This window comes from Mucilaginibacter sp. Mucisp73 (assembly GCF_059491465.1).
In genome coordinates, this window is the sequence record NZ_CP168507.1 from 3,124,664 (window position 1) to 3,148,602 (window position 23,939).

General features: G+C 41.3%; 22 protein-coding genes. 9 read left to right on the forward strand and 13 right to left on the reverse strand.

Annotated elements, in window-relative coordinates:
* Positions 1-89: 89 nt before the first annotated feature.
* The 5 genes from ACEN82_RS13060 to pdxR form a co-directional block, all read right to left on the reverse strand.
* On the reverse strand, positions 90-848 hold the full coding sequence (locus tag ACEN82_RS13060) for a ThuA domain-containing protein (RefSeq protein ID WP_413317340.1): 759 nt from the start codon (positions 846-848) through the stop codon (positions 90-92).
* 24 nt (positions 849-872) lie between these two features.
* Positions 873-2,006, reverse strand: coding sequence for a redoxin family protein (locus ACEN82_RS13065; protein ID WP_413317342.1), 1,134 nt, complete (start codon positions 2,004-2,006; stop codon positions 873-875).
* Positions 2,007-2,024: 18 nt separating this feature from the next.
* Positions 2,025-3,869 (reverse strand): glycoside hydrolase family 9 protein, encoded by a 1,845-nt coding sequence (locus ACEN82_RS13070; RefSeq protein ID WP_413317344.1) that lies wholly within the window; start codon positions 3,867-3,869, stop codon positions 2,025-2,027.
* A gap of 745 nt (positions 3,870-4,614) precedes the next feature.
* Positions 4,615-5,874 carry a DUF5009 domain-containing protein gene (locus ACEN82_RS13075; RefSeq protein WP_413317346.1) on the reverse strand — a complete coding sequence of 420 codons (1,260 nt, stop codon included), beginning with the start codon at positions 5,872-5,874 and terminating at the stop codon, positions 4,615-4,617.
* Positions 5,875-6,972: 1,098 nt separating this feature from the next.
* Positions 6,973-8,466, reverse strand: a complete 1,494-nt coding sequence (pdxR, locus tag ACEN82_RS13080) for a MocR-like pyridoxine biosynthesis transcription factor PdxR (RefSeq protein WP_413317348.1) — start codon at positions 8,464-8,466, stop codon at positions 6,973-6,975.
* A gap of 83 nt (positions 8,467-8,549) precedes the next feature.
* Between pdxR and ACEN82_RS13085 the strand changes: the two genes are divergently transcribed.
* The 5 genes from ACEN82_RS13085 (at position 8,550) to ACEN82_RS13105 (ending at position 13,643) form a co-directional block, all read left to right on the forward strand.
* Positions 8,550-9,035 (forward strand): TQO small subunit DoxD, encoded by a 486-nt coding sequence (locus tag ACEN82_RS13085; RefSeq protein ID WP_413317350.1) that lies wholly within the window; start codon positions 8,550-8,552, stop codon positions 9,033-9,035.
* A gap of 33 nt (positions 9,036-9,068) precedes the next feature.
* Positions 9,069-10,112 carry an EamA family transporter gene (locus ACEN82_RS13090; RefSeq protein WP_413317352.1) on the forward strand — a complete coding sequence of 348 codons (1,044 nt, stop codon included), beginning with the start codon at positions 9,069-9,071 and terminating at the stop codon, positions 10,110-10,112.
* 32 nt (positions 10,113-10,144) lie between these two features.
* Positions 10,145-10,948 (forward strand): MBL fold metallo-hydrolase, encoded by an 804-nt coding sequence (locus ACEN82_RS13095; RefSeq protein WP_413317354.1) that lies wholly within the window; start codon positions 10,145-10,147, stop codon positions 10,946-10,948.
* A 210-nt stretch (positions 10,949-11,158) separates the two neighbouring features.
* A complete protein-coding gene (locus ACEN82_RS13100) occupies positions 11,159-12,775 on the forward strand; it encodes a carboxylesterase/lipase family protein (protein ID WP_413317356.1) in 1,617 nt (538 codons plus the stop codon).
* A 4-nt stretch (positions 12,776-12,779) separates the two neighbouring features.
* On the forward strand, positions 12,780-13,643 hold the full coding sequence (locus tag ACEN82_RS13105) for an alpha/beta hydrolase (protein WP_413317358.1): 864 nt from the start codon (positions 12,780-12,782) through the stop codon (positions 13,641-13,643).
* Between the two features lie 66 nt (positions 13,644-13,709).
* On the opposite strand, the gene ACEN82_RS13110 is transcribed toward ACEN82_RS13105, so the two are convergent.
* The 6 genes from ACEN82_RS13110 to ACEN82_RS13135 all read right to left on the reverse strand — a co-directional run bounded on the left by ACEN82_RS13110 (position 13,710) and on the right by ACEN82_RS13135 (position 18,913).
* Entirely contained in the window at positions 13,710-14,477 is a 768-nt protein-coding gene (locus tag ACEN82_RS13110) for an adenine nucleotide alpha hydrolase family protein (protein ID WP_413317360.1), read from the reverse strand.
* 510 nt (positions 14,478-14,987) lie between these two features.
* A complete protein-coding gene (locus ACEN82_RS13115) occupies positions 14,988-16,364 on the reverse strand; it encodes an OmpA family protein (protein WP_413317362.1) in 1,377 nt (458 codons plus the stop codon).
* 310 nt (positions 16,365-16,674) lie between these two features.
* Positions 16,675-17,514: a maleylpyruvate isomerase N-terminal domain-containing protein gene (locus tag ACEN82_RS13120; RefSeq protein WP_413317364.1), complete on the reverse strand. Its 840-nt coding sequence runs from the start codon at positions 17,512-17,514 to the stop codon at positions 16,675-16,677.
* Between the two features lie 28 nt (positions 17,515-17,542).
* On the reverse strand, positions 17,543-17,971 hold the full coding sequence (locus tag ACEN82_RS13125) for an OsmC family protein (RefSeq protein WP_090525291.1): 429 nt from the start codon (positions 17,969-17,971) through the stop codon (positions 17,543-17,545).
* A gap of 91 nt (positions 17,972-18,062) precedes the next feature.
* Positions 18,063-18,479 carry a DUF3052 family protein gene (locus ACEN82_RS13130; RefSeq protein ID WP_413317366.1) on the reverse strand — a complete coding sequence of 139 codons (417 nt, stop codon included), beginning with the start codon at positions 18,477-18,479 and terminating at the stop codon, positions 18,063-18,065.
* The gene (locus ACEN82_RS13135; protein WP_413317368.1) at positions 18,479-18,913 is read right to left on the reverse strand and encodes a DinB family protein; all 435 of its coding nucleotides are present in this window, start codon (positions 18,911-18,913) and stop codon (positions 18,479-18,481) included. The genes ACEN82_RS13130 and ACEN82_RS13135 overlap by 1 nt, the downstream gene beginning before the upstream one ends.
* Positions 18,914-18,996: 83 nt before the next feature.
* Here ACEN82_RS13135 and ACEN82_RS13140 point away from each other — a divergent pair, with 83 nt between their 5' ends.
* From ACEN82_RS13140 to ACEN82_RS13150, 3 genes are all read left to right on the forward strand, one after another.
* A complete protein-coding gene (locus tag ACEN82_RS13140) occupies positions 18,997-20,244 on the forward strand; it encodes a nucleoside recognition domain-containing protein (protein ID WP_090525283.1) in 1,248 nt (415 codons plus the stop codon).
* A 117-nt stretch (positions 20,245-20,361) separates the two neighbouring features.
* Complete coding sequence (locus ACEN82_RS13145) at positions 20,362-20,733, forward strand: hypothetical protein (protein WP_495644135.1); 372 nt, start codon at positions 20,362-20,364, stop codon at positions 20,731-20,733.
* 125 nt (positions 20,734-20,858) lie between these two features.
* Positions 20,859-21,272: an OsmC family protein gene (locus tag ACEN82_RS13150; RefSeq protein WP_413317372.1), complete on the forward strand. Its 414-nt coding sequence runs from the start codon at positions 20,859-20,861 to the stop codon at positions 21,270-21,272.
* A 220-nt stretch (positions 21,273-21,492) separates the two neighbouring features.
* Here ACEN82_RS13150 and ACEN82_RS13155 read toward each other — a convergent pair whose 3' ends face one another.
* Positions 21,493-22,110, reverse strand: coding sequence for a TetR/AcrR family transcriptional regulator (locus ACEN82_RS13155; RefSeq protein WP_413317374.1), 618 nt, complete (start codon positions 22,108-22,110; stop codon positions 21,493-21,495).
* A 178-nt stretch (positions 22,111-22,288) separates the two neighbouring features.
* On the opposite strand from ACEN82_RS13155, the gene ACEN82_RS13160 reads away from it, so the two are divergent.
* Positions 22,289-23,416, forward strand: a complete 1,128-nt coding sequence (locus ACEN82_RS13160) for a mechanosensitive ion channel family protein (RefSeq protein ID WP_354482529.1) — start codon at positions 22,289-22,291, stop codon at positions 23,414-23,416.
* On the opposite strand, the gene ACEN82_RS13165 is transcribed toward ACEN82_RS13160, so the two are convergent.
* Positions 23,395-23,898 carry a DUF4126 family protein gene (locus ACEN82_RS13165; RefSeq protein WP_413317376.1) on the reverse strand — a complete coding sequence of 168 codons (504 nt, stop codon included), beginning with the start codon at positions 23,896-23,898 and terminating at the stop codon, positions 23,395-23,397. The genes ACEN82_RS13160 and ACEN82_RS13165 overlap by 22 nt on opposite strands.
* Positions 23,899-23,939 lie beyond the last annotated feature (41 nt).

Genomic DNA, 23,939 nt, shown 5'->3' on the forward strand with positions numbered 1-23,939 from the left:
CCAGCTACTATCAAACATCGAACAAAGTGCTGCCCCCATAGGCATCTTGTTTTAAAAATGCTTTTATTCAATCCCGGCTAACTCTGTATTTATTTTCCGGCGGCCCAGAATATAGCATTGCTGAAAAGCCTGGTATAATCCTTACTATCAAAAAGCACAGGCGAGTGTCCCATAAAGATGTAAACGTTACGGGCTTTTTTCCCGGGGTTAATCCACACAACAGGATGGTCACCCATAGTAATGCCATCTTTGGGTTCATAAGTTGATTCATCTACCGAGGCTAACACATGCACATTGGGCCTTGGATCTTTGTCATAAATGTACCACTCTTCTTTCTGAATCAGGAAAGACGGTGAAACGCCTTGCATTACCGGATGGCGTTGATCTTCAATATTGACAGTACCTTTGGCAAATGTAGCTATGTAGTTTTTATAGCGGATCCCCCCCATAAAATTCCAGAACCAGTTCCACATCGGGTAACCATCAAACTCGCCCAGTAGGGTTGCGTGATGAAAACCTATCCAGCCTCCTTTACCCTCATCAATATATTTTTCAAAGGCTTTTACGGCTTTTTCCTTCCAGGCATACGGCGGGTAGTCCAGCTGAATAAATAATTGATAATTAGACAAAAAAGCATCATCAATTCCATCAGTACTTTGAATATAATCGACAAAAAAATTACTGTCAGCAGCCAGCTTATCCAGCCATACTTTTGCCACTTTTGAATACTCAATATGATGCCCCCCGTTTTCATAAAGGGCTATTACTTTAAAACGCGGGGCGTTTTGTGCCCACGCGCTGATAACGGTTAACAGGCAAAAATTGAAGATCAGGGCTATTTTTTTCATATCGATGATTTTTGCGTTGATGGTTTATTTATAGATCCTGCCCATCATCGGGTTATTCCAGATCACTTTCTTAACTTCCTCCAGATCAATAGCGCCCTGGTGGCTGTATACAACCTTCCCATCCGGGTCAATCAGCATGGTATAAGGTAAAGCTCCATCCCATTTAGGGTCTACTGCCTCTATCATTTTATATTTATCATCGCCTGTGTAAATGTAGTTGATACCTGATGACTGCTTGCGTTGTAAAAACTTCAAAGCTTTATCTTTATTAGCCGTGTCATCAGCGCTGATGCTTACAAATTCAAGGCCCCTGTTGCGGTAAAGCCTGTTTAGGGTAACCAGATCGTCAAACTCCGCAACGCAGGGACCGCACCAGGTAGCCCATAGGTTAATAAGCCTTAACCTGTCCGAATGATTTTTTACCACTGTTGCAATTCCGCTGGCGTTAATGGTATCAAGTTTCACCGGCTCCTTTGCCCATTGAATTTGCGCCTTATCTATCCAATCCTTTTTCTCGCCCCATTTAACCGAACAGCCAAAAGTTTTGGTAACCGGTACTGCTATTTCTTTGCCTCCAAGTACCGCATCAATAGCGTTACGAGCATCCAAAGATTTAGGTGTTTTGGCAGGGTTTTCCATATCATCTATTCGGCCATTGTAACGCAGCTTTCTGTCTTTATCAAAAACAAAAATATGAGGGGTAGCAACCGGGCCATATTTATTGGAAGCTACTTCGGTTTCGCCATCATACAGGTATGGGAAGTTAAAGCCTTTATCTTTCGCACGTATTTTCATCTCTTCAAATGAATCGCCTAAATCACTGTAGCCCAATTCATCATAGCGCAATGAGGCAGGATTATTAGGATTGATTGCTACCACACCAACTCCCTTTGGTGCATAGTCGCTGGTTAGTTTTATTACCTTGTCTTCATAAGCCTGCGAGGTAGGGCAATGGTTGCACATAAAAACCACAACTAACACTTTAGCATTTCTGAACGATTGCAAAGTGTAAGTTTTGCCATCAATACCGGGCAGACTAAAATCGGGCGCCGCTGCTCCTATCGCCAGTGTTTTATGTTCATCAAAGGCAAAAGAAAACATCGGCAAAACCAACAGTAACCCGAAGATGAAACACAAACTGATCTTAAACTCCTTCATAGTAGTTATGGTTTACAATTAATCACTCGTTGATACTGCCAGCAGGTACCAGGCTGTATGCGGAAGCCATTGCTCGGCCCAGCGCCAGTCGGAATCTTTACCTGACACAGCATAAGGGATATTGAAATCAATATCATCCTCATTATCAAACCCTGAAGTAATGCCATTTACAATACCGCCCGGTGCGTTGGTATATTCAAACGTGCCAAAAAAGCCATACGCCGGATTGTTATGTCCTGTGCCCTGCAGCATACTGGCATCAAAGGGGTTCAGGCCCAGGATCCAGTTCAACTGATCTATCGCAAAGCCGGAGAGCTGGTCATGGAAAGTCTTATCATCTTTAAACAGGCTGGCAGCCATTCGTGCAGCAGTGGCTACTGAACCTAATCTCGCGTTTTCGCCCTGCCACCAGGGTGAAGCATCACTGCCATGCGGAAAAAAGAAAGCGCTGTGCCGGTTGCCCAATGTATCCTGCACCAGTTCGCGGCTGTAACCAAAGGGATTGTTTACTTCGTGGGTAATAGCCAATTCAAATTCCATTGACTTTCTTACTGCTGTTTTGATCTTTGCCCGCAGATCTGCAGAAGCATAGGGATAATAATACAACAGGCTTACTACAGGCAAGCCAGCATCTGATGGATGAAAAAAAGGCCTGTCGCTATCGTCAGCGCGCCAAAAATTTTGGTATTTACTCCACAAGCTTAGGCGGTTAAGCAAGTTGTTAGCACGCATTTCGGCAGCAGCTTTATATATATCCTTATGAGTTGCTTTGTATAATTCGGTAGCGGCACTCAGCGCACAATAGTCATCAAGGATATTCTCTTTTTTATCATAGTCCATTTGTGGATTTTCCTTTTCCAGAAAAGCAAAGGCATTTTCGGCAGCTTTCAGGTAATCCGCATTACTAAACTCACCCGATGTTTGATAAGCCGAAGCCATAGCCAGCGCCGCAATAGCAATCCCCCCGCCCGATCGGTAACTGACCTGATAAGCACGCCAGTTTTTGCCCGTGTTGGTTTTGGTAAATGATTGGTCTTTGGTTTGTTTAATCCGGTAATTGCCTTCATCTGTCTGGATCACCCTATCCTTTGGCAATTTGCCGGGGCCAGGCGATGACACAGAGCGATAAAATGAACCGTTTTTAGCCTGCATCCGCACTAAATAATCAGCGCCATACATGGCTTCATCCAAAATCCTGCGGTTAACCTGGCGAAAATCAGTTCCCGGGCGGGCGTTTAGCAGCTCATATGTTTTAAACAGGCTAAACGCTGTTAAACAGATCTGCTGCGGGTTAAAATAATTGGAAAATGATAAATGCGACAAATGCTTGCCATAATCGCCGGTGGCATCATACCAGCCACCGTGCGCGTCAATAGTATCCGTTGTGCCCGGTAATACCAGATGATGATCGGCCTTATCCAGCAGGCCCGAACTGCGCTGCCCTTTAAAATAATATACTACATCGGATATAGTGGCTTTTTCGAGTACATTTTTGCCAATGGTAAAAGGGTATGATGAAATTATTCCTTTAGGTGAAGTGAATTGAATTTTATAAGTCCCCGGCACGGTAAAACTGCTGAAATTAAGAGTCCAAAACTCAAAATTTTTCCATTTGCCAACCGGGCCGCTGTAAGAGATATTTCCGGTAAATACAGCTTTACCTTTATCTGCATCAATGAGGTTAAATGATGTAAATGTAAGACGGCTGTCGGCAACTATAACGGCATGTTTTGCCTTGTTATCTTCATAACCAACGTGATTGGTTACCACTTTAATATTTTGTGCCTGTACAAAAATCGGCAGACCGAACCAAAACAAGGCAGTGGCCTTAAACAGGATATTGATGTGTTTTTTCCGACTCATATATAAAGTTAAGGAATTGCCCTGCGGTTTAAGCATCATGGTTTTGCAATGTAGGTCAAAGCTAAAAGATTAAGTTTCGACCGGATATTTTTATGCCACTACATTAGCTCTACCGTGATTAAACACCTCAATTTGTTACAAAGTTACCTTCGCCGATTACCCGGCAAGTGATAAGTGGGGTGTGAAAAGTCGTTTTTAAAATTCTGTGCTTAGAAACTACGACTTTGGGCTAATGACCACGTAGCACTTTATCGATAACATAATAGTAGTGGTATTGTAGTGGCTTCAAAATAGCAATTGAGTAAAGTTTGGCTGATAATTGCAGAATATAAAATTTCATCTCTTATATAAATCCAACATGAAATATAGTCTACGGGACTGCCGTAAAGTTAAAATTGTTAAACAGGCTATTCCTGGCCGTGTAAGTACGGACATCCCTACATCATTAGTATAGCTACATCCTAATTGCGAGGTTTTGCCTGACGCCAATGCGGGCACATTGATTGCCGATTATGCCAAAGAACGCAATTATAATTAGTAGCTTTTATTATAATCAGCCTAAACCTAAAAGAGGCCGCCTGATTTCAGGGGGCCTCTTTTGAAGATGCTTTCAAGGTTCTTTTAATCCAAGTTTCTGATAGCCGCATCAAGTAAGCACTCATTTTTTCACCAACATCTCCCGGCATATTTCACCAGCCATGGTTACAATAATGATAAAATTGTTGCCATGAGATTTTAGGTGTGACTAAATTTTTAAGCGTAATCTTTTCTTTTCAAGTAATCCAACAAGTAAAACGATGATCACAGCCGTCAGAAAAGAGCGCAATAGCCCTGGAAACCCGTTATTGATAACGCCGGGATAGTTAATTTGGAACAGCTCCAGAGTAAACACCTGAAAATACGGGATCAGATAGCAGGTTAGTGTGCTGGTACCTGCCGGTTTGATCCAGTTAAAGGCATCTATTTTTCCTTTAACGTCTACCATGTATATCAGCATCAAAAAAACTAACGTGGTAACTCCGGAACAAATGAATACCCATGCAGGTGTTGAACGAATTTTGGAAATACCTTCGGTATAAGGCCTTAAAGCAAAACCCGCTACCAGGAACAAGATACCGACGACAGTTAGTGTGGCCCAAATGCGTTGTGTTTTCCCTTGTTCAACCAATTTGGCATAAATACCTGATATCACCACGCCTCCCATGGTTAAAGTCATGGTCGATGCATCGTTGATTATCCAAAACGGTTTTAAAAAGATAATAGCATTGCCGAGGAAACTGTCCGTAACATCTTTTCCTGCAATGGTCACTATAGTTTCGTCGTGCAACACGTTTATCTTTAATATGGAGTGCGCCAAAATGTTAATGGCGGCAAGCGTTATCCATACTGCGATAAGGCTGTTCAATTTGCCTTTAACTGCGAAAAATATCAAAGCACAAACCAAATATGCCCATCCTATCAAACCCAATATCCCCCACCATGAAGGCTCCATACCCCGTACCTCGCCATCTTCGCCACCTTTATAAATCACCGCCATGCCTATCAGTATAGCAATTCCCAATGTCTGCAAGGCATATCTTTTAGTCTTTGCCATAGATTCCGGATAGTCAAGCCAGATCAGGAAGAATGCCATAGTAATAACCAGTGCCCATGCAGCCTTCGGAATTAATGCCGCTGATGAATTATATTCTTCAAGGTTTACATGGTAAAAACCCATAATGAGCAGCGCCGCACTGCGCACCAGGATATAAAATAACACCTGTCTCGTACTATCACTCTTTTTGATCCTGTTATTAATGGCAAATGGTAACGACAAGCCCACAATGAACAAAAACGCCGGGAAAATAGTATCAGCAAAACCCATCCTGTCTTCAATACCTTTGGCGTGGTCTATCCATTCGGGAATATGCTGTACACCGCCCGCATCGTTAACAAATATCATCAGGAGCATAGTAATCGCACGCAATACATCTATTGATAAAAGGCGTTTGGGTAATTGCTGCATATTTTATATGAGGGTTTTCATTTAATTTTTACGGAAAATAGTGAATTATGGCTTGCGATATATAAAATATTATCGCCGTACATGCCAAATGCCAACCTCGTTTATAAGGCACTGGTATAAATCCAATGGATCATTGATGCACAAATCTATCCGATAGCATGATCTGATGCTTTTATTACAGCACTACATCACTACTACCACAGGTAACATTATATATAAATAAAAAATTCAGCAAATTGGGAAAGAAGGGGGTTTTGGAAGCGACGGAAAAAACGCGGAGCGGATTGGTTAGCAATGAGTACGACTGATCACAAATGTTATAAAAACGAAAATGGGCAACCAAAGGCCGCCCATTCATTAACTGGTTTTAATGTCCAATTATTTTGCAGTTTTTCTTGCAGGGATTAATGGAACGATAATAACAGCTAAGAAAAGGGCAACTTCTAATACGGTTAACATAACTTTAATTTTTTTAATGTTTTAATTACTGAACTAACAATGTTTTCAGGAAATACAACCGTTCCTACAGGTATGCTGTGGCAGGGATGCAAGAACAATTGTATCATTCCTGTCACCGGTTCGGCTAAAAACATGCCATTAAAAAATAAGCCCTATAAATCAATACTTTAAGCTCAAAAACGTCATTTTCAAAATGGATTTTTTCTTTGAAACTACCTTAAAAAATTGGTGTTTATTAAATTTAACCCAGAGTTTTGCGCATAACGAAAAAAAATGGGCTTAAATCGAGGCAAAAAAAGCCGAAAAATTGTTTTATGCCGAATTATTTAAAAAAAAGCGGGCAAACAAGCACAAATTTATTTTTGGAGAAAATTATTTCGCTCATTAATTTCTTAGCCTGCTTTGCGGCTATAAAAACTCATCGCCAAACTTTTTTTTGTAAAAAAACTATTCCCTGATTTTTACATATTAGAGGTCTTAGCTTTTTTAAAAAAATTAACCGACAATTTGTCACCGGCATGACAAACGCAAATTTTGGCAGAAAATCTCTAACTTAAAAGCATGACAGTAACTGCCAAAGCATGACATGATATCAACAAATTCATCCTATTATGGCGTTTAATCCCCTATGCCAAACTTTTAAACTTTTGGAAGACATTTAAGAATGGCCTTTTTCCAGATATTTACTGCTTCATGCATTTCTTTTTCGTTTAATGAGGCAAACCCTATCCGTACAAAGCCGTGTTTAAATGTTTTATCATAATAATAATCATGTCCCGCACCTATAGACAGCCCCAGTTCATTAGCTTTTTCTGAAACAACGGCAGTGTCCAGATCATGGAGGTATTTAACCCATATGGCAAAACCACCACATGGTATTTTAAAGGAAATATAATCGCCCAATTGCTCCTGCAGTAATTTGCAAAGAATGTCCCGCCGTTCGTGATACAGCTTATTGGCTTTTTTCAGGTGCCTGCTAATGTCTCCATTCTTTAATAAACTTGCCATAGCTTCTTCTAACAGGTGCTCCCCCTGGCGGTCAATCAGTCTGCGTAAGCGGGTGGCCTGGCGTAAAAAATTTGCCGGCGCAACCATAAAACCAATGCGGATGCCCGGCGCAATGGTTTTGCAAAATGAACCTACATATATTACGTTTCCATAATAATCGGCACTGGCCAGCGGTAAAATAGGGCCGCTTGTATAGTGAAAGTCAAAGTCATAATCATCTTCAATAATGGCAAACTGGTATTTTGCTGCCAGTTCGAGTAAATGCATACGCCTCTCCGAACTCAGCGTTACTGTTGTAGGCTGATGATGATGCGGCACCACATAAAGCATACGTACCTTTTGTGCTTTACAAATAGTCTCAACAGCATTAATATCAATACCATGTTCATCTACAGGGACAAATTCCAACCTGGCACCGGCTTGCTCAAACACCTCATTTGCACCACTGTAGCCTGGGTTACCTACAATTACAATATCATTTTTATTAATCAGTACCTGAGCGCACAGGTAAAGTGCCATTTGAACGCCTTTGGTTATTAAAATATCATTAGGTGTTACATGCAGGCCACGGGTTTCACCCAAAAAACGGGCAAGTTCGTTCCTTAAATTTTCGGAACCCTGCTCCAGCCCGTACATCAGGTATTTATGCGTAAAATGATAACCTGCCATCCGTCTGTATTCGCGCACCATCAGGTCGACAGGCGCAATGCGGGTATCGGGAAACCCTTCGGTAAATGTAATATTGCCATCAGGCATTTCCACAAACATGCGCTGAGGGTTGATCCTGTTGTCATCAACGTTGAACGATGTTTTATTTGCCAGGCTATGTTTCAGAACAGCTTTTTCGATAGGCCGGGGTGCAACATCGGGCAGGTTTTTAGCTATGTAAATTCCCTTACGCGCTATAACATCAACCCAGCTTTGCGCATAAAGTTCGTCATAAGCAGCTACTACTGTTTTACGATGTACGTTTAACGATGCTGCAAACACACGACTGGCAGGAAGCGCAGAGCCTGGTTTTAAGGTCCCCTGCCTGATATAATTGATAATACCGTTGCTAATTTGCAAATACACGGGCACCTGGCTGCTTTTATCTACACTTAATAAACTTTCAATGAGCATCATCCTGGACTATCTTTAATCTATTTTCTGGACTACAAGTATAGTCCAAAAGCATGGTATTTTTGATCATCAAAAAAATAAAACTTATGCAACTCAATCAAAAAATATCATCCATATACCTAAGGTTAGCCATTGGAGTAAGCTACCTGTGGGAAGTAGCCGACCGCCTCGGCTTATTTGGCCCAAACGGTCACGCACACGTTGGCTGGGGCGACTGGAAACATTTTATTGCCTATGCCAAACAGGTAATGAGTTTCCTACCCAATGGAATCATAAATCCGCTGGCAACTATTGCAACCATTGGCGAAGGCGGTTTTGGCTTATTACTCATCCTTGGCTTATTTACCCGCATGGCAGCTATCGGCAGCGGTATCCTTAGTTTATGTTTTGCTATCGCAATGGCAATTTCCTTCGGCGTCGAATCGCCTTTAGGTTATTCAGTGTTTACTTTGAGCGCCGCAAGCTTTCTGCTGGCCGGGACCTCCCAATATTCATGGAGCTTAGATAAACGGTTCGCCTCACGTATTGTGAACAAAAAGCTTACGGCTTACCAATCATTGCAAACCAATTAAAATCGGCAAACATCTTTAACCAATAAAATAATCATGGCAATTACAGCAAATACAAAAGCATCACCCCTTTTAGTGATCATAGCCTTTGCTACTGTTTATATAGTATGGGGGTCAACCTATTTCTTTATACAAATGGCAATTCAGGGCTTCCCTCCCATGCTGATGGGTGCATTGCGTTTTTTTACCGCGGGTATTTTATTACTTGGCTGGTGCTACATTAAGGGCGACAACATATTTGTTATGCGCGATATCATCACCTCCGGTATCTGCGGGCTGCTTACCCTATTCATAGCTACAGGTATAGTGATCTGGGTCGAGCGCAATATCCCCAGTGCCATGGTTGCCATTATGGTTTCCGTGAACCCGCTATGGTTCATCATATTAGATAAAGCTAACTGGCGGGTAAACCTAAAAAATAAATCAACCATATTCGGCCTCATCATCGGCTTTGCAGGAATCCTGCTCCTTTTTGGCGAAGCTTTCCTGAAATCGGTTACCGGTACTATGGACCATGCTAAATTAACAGGATTACTATTGTTACTGGCAGGTCCCGTTGCATGGTCGGCAGGGTCATTATATTCAAAAAAGAGAGGCGGTACAGCACCGGCAAGGGTAAATACATCCTGGCAAATGATCATTGCCGGTTTGGCTTTTGTACCGGCTGCTATTATTCACCAGGAATTTAACGGATTTGATCTCGCTACCGTTCCGGCTCAGTCATGGATGGCTATCGTTTACCTTATCATATTCGGATCAATTGGGGCATTCAGCGCTTATGTATGGCTGCTGCAGGTAAGGCCTGCAACGCAGGTGAGCACCCATTCGTATGTAAATCCGGTTATCGCCGTATTACTTGGGGTTTGCTTTGCACATGAAAGTATTTCGTTAATGCAGTTTTTGGGGTTAATTGTGATCTTGCTCAGCGTATTGCTTGTAAATCTTTCAAAGTATGGGAAACTTAAGTTTAAAAAACCTGTGACCGAAACAGTTGAACAAGCAGGTAACTGCAACCAACTCAACCCTGGTTCTGATTTGGAACAGATCAAAGCATTGGCTAAAATAGCTTACCGGATCTAAAACCATCTCCCTAAATAACACTTTATAAAACTATGAACAAAACCATCATATGCTGCACATGCGGCACCCAGTTTTTAGCCGGGCCGGTAACACCCCAATTTTGTCCAATTTGTACCGATGATCGACAATACGTTCCGGAGAGTGGACAGCAATGGAATACGCCAGCCGAACTTAAGAACCGCACCATCAAAATAACACAGTTAAGTGAACATCTGTATGCACTCAAAATACAACCAGACTTTGCAATTGCCCAAAGGGCCCTGCTCCTTATCTCTCCGGGAGGTAACATTTTGTGGGATTGTATTCCGTACCTGGATGATGTTACAATTGAATTTATCCGGGCTAAAGGCGGATTAAAAGCTATCGTGTTTTCACATCCGCATTATTATAGTAATATGAATGACTGGGCCGCCGAATTTGGCTGCCCAATCTATATACACCAAAATGACGCCGAATGGATACCTTTTAATTCTCCGTATATCTACTTATGGGGTGGTAACACCACACAACTTTGGGATGGCATAAGCGTAGTACATATCGGCGGTCATTTTGCGGGCAGCTGTGTGTTGCACATTGCAGGCTTTACACCTAATGGAACTATGCTTTGTGGTGATACATTTAATATAGCCAGAAACAAACGGCATATGGCTATTATGTACAGCTATCCTAATATTATATTACTCGCCAAGGAAGAATTTGTCAAAGCATATCAAAAAGCATCCATGCTTAATTTTGATACTGTGTATGGAGCATTTGAAAACCAGGATATTGAGGGTAATGCGATTGAAATATTTGAAACTTCGATGCAGCGGTATAAGGATAGCTATGGATTATAATTATATTAAATTAACTACGTTTTCAGCTGAATTTTTTTTAAAGTAAAAAGTATGATATAGTTGTATTTGGCTAATCCATTGTGTTATATTTACACAATAGCTATTACCAGTGGATAAAGATCCTCGCCAATTATTGGTAATTAACTATCTTTCAATTCCGGAAGCCAGTTTCGGATCACGAAGTTTAAACCAATTTAACCAAATACAATTATGAAAAAAAACAGTACCCTCATGCTGCTTTTACTCATTTGCTTTTTACCCGTAACGGCGTTTTGCCAAAGCAACAACGAACCAGTTGTCGCCGGGAACGATGTGGCTGTAACATCAACCGAAAGCGGAAAAGTAAAAGGCTATCTTCACAATGGCATTTTTACATTTAAAGGTATCCCCTATGCTAAAGCCGAACGCTTTATGGCGCCCGAAAAACCTGCGCCATGGACAGATGTACGCAGTTCAAAAACTTACGGTCCGGTTTGTCCTACCGATCCAACTACAACTGTTAACGACGAATTTGAATTTGCCTTTCAGCATGATTTGGGTTATTCAAATGAACACTGCCAGTCGCTCAATGTATGGACACAGAAACTGAACGATGGCAAAAAACGTCCGGTAATGGTTTGGCTGCATGGCGGCGGCTTTACTGCCGGTTCATCAATTGAGCTTCCATCGTATGATGGTGAAAACCTGGCTAAAAAGGGAGATGTGGTACTGGTGTCGGTAAATCACCGGTTAAACATTTTGGGCTTTCTTGATCTTTCAGCCTATGGTGATAAATATAAGGGCTCTGCAAACGCGGGCCTGCTCGATTTGAAATTGGCCCTGGAATGGGTAAAACAAAATATAACCCAGTTTGGCGGCGATCCTGATAATGTGACCATCTTTGGGCAATCGGGCGGCGGCGGCAAGGTTACCTGTTTAATGAACGCGCCATCAGTAAAAGGTTTATTTAAAAATGCCATTGTTGAAAGCGGCAGCTATATCACCAATTTTAACGAAAAACCGGTTACCCAAAAAGTTGCCGCTGCATTATTGGAAGAACTTCACCTGCAGCCTTCACAGGTTGATTCTCTTCAAAAACTGCCTTATGATGTACTGAACGAAGCAGGTAAAAAAGCAATGCGCAAGGTTTCAGCCGATTTAAAGAAAGAAGGCAGAACCATGAACGGCTGGGGCCCTGCTTTAGACGGCGATTTTCTTCCTTACCAACCATCAGATCCGGCAGCTAAAGAACTATCGAAAAATATCCCGCTACTGGTAGGTACAACCAAAAACGAATTCGCGCCATTTATACCCGGCCCTAAAAGCCAAACTATGGATGAGTTAAAAGCTGCCCTCCAAAAAAAATATGGCGATAAAACCGATGCTTACATCGCTGCCGCGCAAAAAGCGTATCCTACAATTTCAAAACCATCAGAATATACAGATATTGAATTTAATTTTCGTTCATTAGCTATTAAACAAGCCAATGAAAAAGCTGTTAGCGGTGCGGCTCCTGTATATATGTACTTATTTACCTGGCAATCGCCCGTAAATGGAGGTATGTACAAAGCCATGCACTGTATGGATATTGCTTTTCAGTTTAATAACATAGCCCGTTGCCAGGAAATGACCGGCGGCGGTAAGGAAGCATATGCCCTTGCCGATAAAATAAGCAGCGCATGGATAAATTTTGCCAAAACCGGCAACCCCAATGCATCGTCGTTACCTAAATGGCCTGCGTACACTGCCGAAAATGGTGCAACTATGATACTGGATAACCAATGCACAGTTAAAAACCACCCCGATGATGAATTATTAAAAATAGTAGCCGCAGCACCAAAACCATAAGTAAATGAGAAGAGTAGTTTTAATATTTACCCTGCTATTTTGCAGTGCCTGCGTTTTTGCAGCTAAAGTTGACACGGTGCAGATCCCAAGCGTGGCAATGAACAAAACTTATAAAGCGGCTATTGCATTCCCTAAAACATATGGAAAAAGCAAAGCCAATTTTCCAGTGTTGTACTTGCTACACGGAGGCTATGGCCATTTTGATGACTGGCTGCTGAAAACACCGGATAAATCACTGGTAAAAGACCTTGCCGATCAATACAACATCATTGTTGTAATGCCCGAAGGTGAAATCTTTAGTTATTATGTTGATAGCCCTATTGATCCTAACAGCAAGTTTGAAACTTATATTATTAAGGAAGTGATTCCTTTTATCGATAGCAAATACCGCACTGTTAATGATAAAAAAGGCAGGCTTATCACCGGCTTATCTATGGGAGGATTTGGCGCGTTGTATCTTTCAACCAGGCATCCGGAACTTTTTGCAGCAGCAGGGAGTATGAGCGGAGCCCTTGACCCAAACATGACCACCTGGAAGCTCCCCCCCGATAGGTTTGAGATGCTTACCAAAATGCTTGATAAAATTTGGGGGCCTATGACGCCGGATACTTACCTGCAATATTCGGTTGTGAACATGGCTGATCAGATCCGTAAAAACGGGCTGCCATTGGTTATTAATATAGGAGTTGATGACTTTTTGCTTGAGCCCAACCGTGAATTACACCGCAGATTAGTTTATAACCATACTCCACATGATTATTCCGAACAACCAGGAGGCCATACCTGGGAGTTTTGGCAAAACGCCTTGCCGGGGCATTTGTTGTTTTTCAGTAAAATTCTGAAAGCAAATGGTGTTTACGTTTTATAAACGGCCAAATTGAATATATAAAGGGAAGATCGATGACGGTATCATCCCTTTATATTTACGCTATTTTCAGCATGGAAAGATAAGCGCCGGTAGATGGGCATGTTCTTCATTCTCCATATTCTCCCAATCCCATAACCCATTTAATTGCGAGCTGCGGTTGCTCAATACAAAAAAATCAACCCGCATTATATTGGCCAGTACATCAACTGTTTTCATGATATCCCGCTCCTTGATATTCACCAGGTTCAGCGTTGAACCGGAGAACAATTGCCTGAACACAGCATCAGCATAATCATTATGCATATGGGGTAATCCCGATTCAGTTATATTAAAAAGTGATGCCTTTACATCCATTGCTTCACTTATTTTACTTAAAAGGCTTACGATATCCTTTTTGGCATAACGAAGATCGGCGAGGTATCCCATATTGGTAATATTGAATGAGGCACCTTCCGGAACGGCCAGTAAGGGGCAGCATGAATGATTTAAAACAGGCACAAGCTGTTCATTAATTTCTTTCGCTGTTCCGCTAACCCCCTTGATAATTAAACCTATATCATATTTAGCTATAATTGCGTGGAGCGACATCCCCAAAGTATCCAGATAGTTAAGGAAAACTATCTTTTCGGTGCCTTTATTTTGATCTTTAAAACTGAAATCCTCATTATCAAACATATCCTGCTTGGTAGTATCAGATAACTGAACACTCATCGGCTCGGGTACCGTGTTCATAACAATTACTTTGGTTTTTAATTTATCACCTAAATTACCGGCGTAAGTAAGTGCATAATTGCTTTCTTTTTTGAGATTGTGAACTACCAGGATTGCTTTCATAGCTAATTTATATAATAATGAGATGTATGATTTGAACAAGTGATAACAAGAGCTGTTTCTTAATTTGCAATTAAAAAAGTCATAAAAAAGTCAGTTTGATACACTCATGAATTGTTGGCAGTGTATAAACTTTAACCTTTAACTGAAAAGCGGATATTATTCACCACCTGTTGCAATAAACGGTCATGTTAGGCAATCTTTAAAATGGCTGTGTTTTAATTTACACTGATATTAAATAAGGTTGCTTATTGATGTCACAGATAAATAAAAACACATCAATTTGCAATAAAAATGACCGCACATGCTAAACACTTGATCAGTGTTGACGATTTCCTGGTAGCACAACCATTACCTGCTCCTGCTACAGGAAATTAAACAGGATGATGGTATTGGCGAACTGATTAAAATCCTGCCTATTCAAACAATCACGTGGTTTGATTGCTAAATATGAAAGCAAAAAAGCCACTCAATTGAGCAGCTTTTTATTTATATAAGATTTAACAACCTTTGTTAATACAAGGTAAATTCAACCCTGCGGTTTGCCTGACGGCCTGCAGCTGTTTTGTTTGTAGCGATTGGCTGTGTTTGACCATAGCCGGTTGCTTCAATACGTGATGGATTTGCGCCTTTGCTTACGAGGTATGATTTAACCGATTCAGCACGATCTTTTGATAAACGCATGTTTAAATCAGCCGAACCTGTATTGTCAGTATGGCCAGCAAGTTTCAGGCTAAAGTTTTTATCAATCAATAACTGTGCTACCCTATCCAAACTTGGATATGAATGCGCACGAATGGTAGCTTTACCCAAATCAAACTCAAGGTTTTTAATGGCGTCTTTAACTACTTTTTTATCTTCTTCAGTAACATAAACTACCGGTTTAGCCAAAGGACAACCTGAGCCATCAACTTTTTGGCCGGCTGGTGTGTTAGGGCATTTATCGTTTACGTCCACAACACCGTCACCGTCGCTGTCGGTAGTTAATTTGGCGAGGTTGGCATTGGTTGTTGCAAGATCGCTGGCCAGTTGCGCGTTTTTTGCTTTTTCAGCATCAATCTGTTGCTGTAGTTCGGCGCGGGTACGCTGGTTTTCCCACTGGTATTCTGTACGCATTGACGATACGGGATTATGGGTTGCCATCTGGTGTTTTTTCTTATTGCCAAGGGCAAATTCTAAACCAATATGCGCGTATGAAAACCTGTCATCACCCGCCCCATACTTGTATCCGTCAAGGTTATCGGCCTGTACAAAGTTAACCTGGTAACCTAAATCAAGGTTTATGCCCGGAGCGAGGTCAAATTTCAAACCTAAGCCAATGGGGATAAACAATTCGTTGATATGGCCGTTATCGGTTTTCTTAAAGTTTTCCTGTTGCCCGCCAACCGGGGTAATCCTTGGTGTGTAGTTCAAATTACCAACACCTGCGGTTAAATAAGGCTGAATAAACGGCTTTTCATGGCGCCAATTGATGTTAGCCAGCGTAATATTAGCACTTAAAGCTGCCGACCAGTTTAATTTAGTAGAGTATGAATCATAGGGAGAAGTACCTGCTGCGTTAGGTTGACTGTTTGATGAAGTTAATTTACCGCGAAGGAAGTCGGCCTGTAAGCCCAAGGATGGCAATATTTGTTTTTTAATGTATCCGCCGTAACCAAACTGTTCGGTTGGGCTGGTAAAATCCTGCCTGTTATTGCGTCCAAATATGGTAAAAGGGGTTAACAAACCACCATGTACACCTATTGACCAGGTGCGCAGTTCACCACCACCCGAAAAGGGCCTCACGTAATCTTTTGCTGTAGCTGAGGTATCTGTTGACTGAGCGAATAATTTACTGCCAATCATAACTCCGGTTAGAAGCAATGAGGCTTTTTTTAAATTTGTTTTCATATTTATATATTTAATTATACGTTTAACATTCAAGTAAAACGTACACTGGTTAATCCAACATTGATGCCATCAATATTTGTTAATCCAGAAAGCCCATGGCCAAAAGGCAGGCTAATCAAACAAAAAAAGCATATGAAATTTGAGATAAAATGCTGATTAACTAAGTCAAGCGCTTATGTTTTTATAATGCGATTAAGGTTGCTTTAAACAAGCAATAACAGCCAAATTTTTGACCTTTTGTACAAACTGATTAATGAGTTAAAAAGAATACAGTTTTGTACAGTTAAAGAGTAATTAAACAAAATAGTTGTTAAGCCATCACGGCAACCATATTAAACAAGTTTTCGCCAAGGTTAATATTGCCGCTGATATTAGATGCCCCCAATGCTGTTTGCGGATCGATGCCTTTGGTGAAAACCTTCCAGACAATATCAGGCGATAAAGTTACTATAGTATCCGGCACAGATCCGGCATTTTTTTTGAGTGCCCAGCCATCAGCCATTTTAAACAGGTACCAGTTACCGCCGGCTTCGCCAGTTACAGTAATTTGAATTAGCGTACCAGTGTTTGCGCTGACCTTACGATATGCATGCGGCAGTCCGCACATAAAGGTATCGATGCAGGGATAAAATAATTCGGCAGTTAGGATACCTTGTTTGCCTACCGCTTCACGGATCTGTTGTTGGTGATGAAACTTTTCGGTGTATTCGCGGGCTATGTGAAACCAGTTAACAGATTCATCTTCACCTGCCCAGGCTACTGAGAATGGTGCAGGCGCAAACAAATCAGCAGCAATCATTATTTCGCTGTATTGTTTGCCTGTAGTTTCTAAAAGATTGGTAAGCAACTGCGGGCTTACACGCTTCATAGCGTTTACCCAGGTGGCGTTTAATCCGTTCAAAAAATCAACTAAATCACTATAGTTATTAATGGGATTTGAAGGAGGGTCGCCGGCAAACTGGTGAGCGGAAGAAATAACGCGCATGTTACCATCAAGTAAATGAGCGGCAATATCCTTTACAGTCCAAAGCTTTGCTAATGTAGGCCTGTTCCAGTCGTCGGTTGATAAGGATCTAAGCAGTTCTATTAGCTTTTGGTCCAACAGGGGGAACAGGTGAACTGTTTTAATAGGTACTTCCTGTTCCGCCATCTGGTATTTTCAACGAGTAATAACTATGTTATTGAGCAGGGTGAACAATTACTTTCCAGTTAATTTCAGCACCAGCTTTTGCAAGTGTTGCAGCAACTGAGCAGTATTTATTAATAGAAAGCTCGGCAGCCCGTACAGCTTTATCCTCATCAACATTGCCGTAAATATGAAATTCAATATCCACATCCTCCCATAATGAAGGTTCTTTACCGGCTTCCCGCTCGCCATTAACCACCATTTTATAGTCGGTAATTTCCTGGCGCTGTTTTTTCAGGATACTGATCACGTCAATTGCCGAGCAACCAGCCAGGCCCATTAAAAGCATTTGCATTGGGCGGATGCCAAAATCCTGGCCGCCACTTTCCGGACTGCTGTCCATTTTTACGGTGTGACCGTTAGCGTCAACAGCTTCAAAGCCAAAATCGCCATGTACACGTTTTAATTCAATCTGAGCCATATTATCGGGTATTATTGCGCTAAGTTATACAATTAAGTGCTTATGCTAAAACGCAGTGCCGTTTGTTTAACTGGTTTTAACCAAAAATGACCTATACCACATATTTCCTGTTTTTAACGGGGATCACCAGCTTTAAACCCGACCACACTTCATCAACCGCGCAAACCTTGATATCAACCAACCCCATTTGCACAGCAAAGTTCCTGATCAAATCTTCTGTAATATCAGTAACTACTTTTGAAGCCTTTTTGGGCCAGGATACCCAAATCATGCCATCCTGTTTTATTTGCTTCATCAGTTCGGGCAGCTTAACCCGGTATTCATCTGCACTTTTGCTAAAGAAATGAATTACATCAATTTCAAATGAAATATCATCTGTAAAATAAACATCAGGAGGCATGTCGCTAAACAGATCAAGGTAATGATCAGGGGCATTAACAAGCAACAGCTTCCCGCCTGCTTTTATGCCGAGTTTTTTTGCCATGGGCGTAGCTGAATAGCCAGCCATTACAATATATCTTTTAGGTGATGCAGCATATGATCAACATAGTCGGCGGCAAGCCATTCTACAGTTTGCAGGTTTGGTTCGTGTTTGCTGTTGTCACAGCGGGCACTCCATCTGTCGGCAGGGTAATTCTCTAAAACCCGTACAATCTGTAGGTTCAGCAAGGCCCAAAGTTCAATCAATTCGTTAATGTCAGCATCCTGGTAACGTGCGGCAGCAACCCATTCTACCTGTTGGTAGGTAAGCCTGAAGTTTTCTTCATAGGTACAACGCACAAAACGCTGCCGGTTAATTTGAGCACTGTCAATCAAATGGCCAATCACTTCTTTTTTTGACCATTTAGCGGACGATGCCTTACAGGCCCAGTCAATATCGCGGCCTTTTAGTTGCCTTACATTATCTATAATTCCGTTGAGTTTATGGATAGTGTCGTTCATTTATTGGTTTATCGGTAGTATAAAAGTATCAGTATTTCATATTAAACAGCAAAAGCACTAACTTCAAAGCCTTAAACATTACTATGGCGCTTAACTATATCTGGATAGCTTTTTTTGTAATTGCATTTGTAGTTTCACTCATAAAATTAGTTTTTTTTGGCGATACAGAAGCTTTCAAATTATTGGTTGAAGGATTATTTAATTCGTCAAAATCGTCGGTAATGGATATCGCTTTGCCGCTGATTGGCTCTATGGCATTCTGGCTCGGCATTCTGAACATTGGCGAAAAAGCTGGAGCTATTAATTTTTTATCACGGATAGTAAGACCTTTCTTTAGCCGATTGTTTCCCGATGTACCTAAAGATCACCCCGCTACGGGCCAGATGATGATGAACTTTTCGGCCAATTTAATGGGCCTCGATAACGCAGCTACACCGCTTGGCTTAAAAGCGATGGGCAGCCTGCAGGAGCTGAATCCAGATAAAGAAACAGCTTCAAATGCCCAGATCATGTTCCTGGTGCTGCATACATCCGGCTTGCAGTTATTACCCGTTACCATCATCGCACAAAGGGCCATCCTTAATTCAAAAGATCCGGCCGAAGTATTTTTACCTTGTATCATTGCTACCTATGTAGCCACGGTAGTTGGCTTAATAGCGGTGGCCATTAAGCAAAAAATCAATCTTTTTGACAGGGTTATTATTGGCTGGCTTGGCGGCGTTACCGCTTTCATTACATTGGTGGTATGGTACTTTACCACGCAGCTAACCAAAGAGCAGATCAGTACGGTATCATCAGTTATAAGCAATGTGATGTTGTTTACCATACCGGTAATATTTATCGTGGGCGGCCTTATAAAAAAGGTAAACGTATTTGAAGTTTTTGTAGAGGGCGCTAAAGGCGGCTTTGAAACCTCAGTAAAGATAATTCCCTACCTGGTGGCTATGCTGGTTGGGATCAGCGTGTTCAGGAATTGCGGTGCGTTGGATTATATGAATGAAGGCTTACGCTGGGTTTGTGTTCAGTTTAATTTAGATACACGCTTTGTAGATGCTATGCCCGTGGCTTACTTAAAACCACTTAGCGGTTCGGGCTCAAAAGGTATGATGATAACGGTAATGCAAAATTTTGGTGTCGATAAATTTGCGGGGCGGCTTGCCGGGATCTTTAACGGTTCGGCCGATACTACTTTTTACATCGTTGCTTTATACTTTGGTTCGGTGGGTATTAAAAAATCGCGTTATGCTATTCCGGCAGGACTTATTGCCGATTTGGCCGGCGTTATTGCGGCTATTTTTATTGCTTATTTGTTCTTCGGCCATCAGCCATAATTACCGCTTAACAAAGGGGTGTTTATTCATCAAATTAATTGCTAATTTTATCGCACCCTTTATAAACTAATGACTCAAACTTATCTTAAAGAAAAGCAGCTAAAAAAAAAGCGCGCTATGAAAGGCGTCTACGCCATTATCATCGCTGGTGTAGTATTTATTTTTATTATGGTAAAGTTTGCCACATCCGGCGGTGTTACGGAGGTGCTTTCATTTAGCAAAATGCCTAATGCCGATGATGCTTATAAAATTGCGAAGGAATTTGTAATCCCAACCATACGTTCGGGAAATATCTCTTTTCCTGATGACAGATATCAATTTGGCAAAAGGGCCGACTCTGTTTTTATTATCAAATCGTATGTTCTTTCAACAGAGAGCCAGGGTGAAACAAACCGTACCAATTTTGAAGTGATCCTGAAATATAATGGCGGCCCCAAATTTCTGAAAAAGAACTGGAACCTGGTTGATATTAACGAAACATCCGAATAAAGAAAGTTAAGTCGATAGTATTGAGTCGGAAGTCGCCAATCTGTTTTTTTGCTTTCCTATACTTAGAACTCATGCCTTAGGACTAAGCTTAATTTATTAATAACAATACTCTATTTAAACGCCTTATGGAAGAAACCGGAATTGAGTTGATAGAAACAGCTACTGCACTTATAGGACTCACTCAATATCAAACAGTAATTAACAGCGGTGGGCATGGCCTTATAACCGATGAACCCCTTGAGGCTGAAGGCAGCAATACAGGCATGAACCCATTTAGTTTGTTACTGGCGAGCCTCGCAAGCTGCACTGTAATCACCCTGCGCATGTACATTAACCGTAAAATGTGGCCTATAGAGGAAATTAAAGCCGATGTTGAAATGTTTAAGACTTTAAGTGGTACACGCATTGAAACTAAAATTAGCTTTAAAGGTGAAGTAAATGACGAACAAAGAGCCCGGTTATTGAAAATAGCAAATGCATGCCCGGTACATAAAATATTGACCGGCAATATTGCTATCCGTACAAATATCAACCCATAAAAAAGCCCGCACGGCAAAAAGCTATGCAGGCTAAATCACTCTAAAACAATCACCTCTTAAAAAAGAAGTATTTTATAAATAACTAAACAGGGAGGTAATTACCTGGCTATTAAATTATTTGTAAGTACAAATGTACCCATAAATAATAGCCATAATATTTAACAGCCAATTCATTTGACGGCTAACTGACAGTATGGAGTATTTATACCTTAAGATGACTTTAGTACATCAATCCTTTGATAAAAATATCAAGCAGGAGTAGTTTTTTATGATGAATTTCTTCCAGGTGTTCCTTGCGCGGAAAGTTAGTTTTCTTTTGAGATATCGCCCCCACCCTGACGCCGTGCAAAGCGTCCATCAATACATCAACAACTTCGTCAGGATTTTCTACAGGCTTAATGGCTCCTTTTTCAACTTCCGATTTAATAGCATTGCTTAACAAGTTTAGCTCGGCACTGTGAACTTCGCTAACTATTTGCCAAATGGTTTCGGGGAGGTTTTGTTCGTTAAGCCTGAAAAAATCAAAAAAGTTATAATTGTTTACTATAAACTCATGATGGGTATTTACCTGGAAGGTGAAAGCTTCTTTTAAATTGGTAAATGTATTTAGCCTGTTTTCAAGTGTTTTAAGATAATCAGTAGCAAGCTTACGCATTACAGCAATGTACAACTGGCTTTTATCCGGGAAATAATAATAAAGCAGGGCCTTTGACATAGAGAGGTCGCCGGCTATTTCGTTCATGGTAGTTTTTGAATAACCGTAATGTAAAAAGCGCTGGTGCGAGGCTTCTAAAATTTTCTCTCTTTTAATATCCTGCTGGTCATTCACTGCTGCCATGTGCTCGTTAAGTTTTATTTAAACAGGTAAACAAAAAGTTAAGACAATCGATTTCCTGACTTTTTTAACAAAACTATCAAAAATTCATTAAACATATGTAACAACACCCGGTACCGCGGCATTTGCTAAAACAATTTTACATTCCAACTATTTTACTGTAGAAAACATTTGCCTTGCTATGAATATCGAAAACAGCTTACCCCCCGACCTGCTTACATTTTCACAGCGCATACCGTCATTTGCCTGGAACCTGATCATCGCGCTGGTAGCCGTACTTGTTGGCCTTATTATAAAATTCATAATAACCCGTCTATTTAAATTTTATGCAAAAAAAGCAGATACATCCTACTCAATCTTAAGATCGATACTGGTTAACCTTGGGCCGGCTGTAGCTTATTTCATCCCACTGTTTCTATTCAATATCCTTTCGCCATTAATGCGAATGAATCCGGTTTATTACAAACCTCTTGACAAAACTTTTGAGATTTTACTTACCATATCTTTCGCGGGCCTGCTTGTACGTTCGGTAAGGATCCTGGAAGATTACATCTATCACACTTACGACCTTAATAAAGTGGATAACCTGAAGGAACGTAAGGTACGCACCCAAATCCAGTTTATCCGTAAGATCATTGTAGTGACCATCATCTTTTTAACAATTGCCATTATCTTGCTCAGTTTTGAAAGTATGCGCAAAATAGGTACCGGTTTACTTACCGGCGTTGGTATAGGCGGTATCATAGTTGGGTTTGCAGCACAGAGCTCATTAGGTAATTTGCTGGCCGGCTTCCAGATAGCGTTTACTCAGCCTATTCGTATTGATGATGTTTTGGTTGTAGAGGGCGAATGGGGACGCGTAGAAGAGATCACGCTTACTTATGTGGTTTTAAAGATCTGGGACGAACGTAGGCTGATACTCCCCATCAATTACTTTATTCAAAAACCCTTTCAGAACTGGACAAGGACATCTGCCGACATTTTGGGCACCGTATTTTTATACATGGACCATACCGCCCCTATTGATGCTATACGCGAAGAATTTGAACGTCTCATAGTTAAATCAAACTTATGGGATAAACGGGTTAAAGTAGTACAGGTAACTGATGTTAAAGAACATACCATTGAGATCAGGGTGTTAATGAGCTCCCGAACCTCATCAGATGCTTTTGACTTGCGCTGCTATATCCGCGAAAACCTGGTAACCTTTATTCAAAAGAACTATCCCGACAGCCTGCCCCGGTCGCGTAATGAGATCAGCAACCTGGGCGAACTTGAAAAATATGTTCAGCCTGCAACCGGGGCATAGGTTAGCTTACTTAAGCCAAAGCCCGATCCTATTACCAAAGCATCTTCAATTGCGCCAATTACCGGGTCGGCGATATGATTTGCCTTAACCGTATTTTTTCGTAAAAAGTAGCTTCCGTAGGTTGCTGCTATTGCCGCTGCCCCTCCTATCAACGCTCCGGTTAATGCTTTGCCGCCAACCGCTTTATAAATACTGGCGCCGGCCAGGGCACCAGATAAACACCTTGCCGCTACCCCTGCGGGTTCTATACGGTTTGGAGTGGAGGGTAATTTATCTGCAATGAGTTCAGTAACGGATACGATCTTTAAAACAGCAGCCACCGTTGTTGATTGCATGAGCCTTAACGGTGATGTTTCCAGTTGCTTTGATGGACGATGACTTAATACATGCGTGGTTACAACAGGGGCAGATAAGGTACGCATACCGGCTAACGTACCAAGGCCTATTACCGGCCAAAGCGGTTTTGATATTTTAAGTTTCATGGCTGTGATAAACGTTTGCCTAAAGAACCATAAATACATTA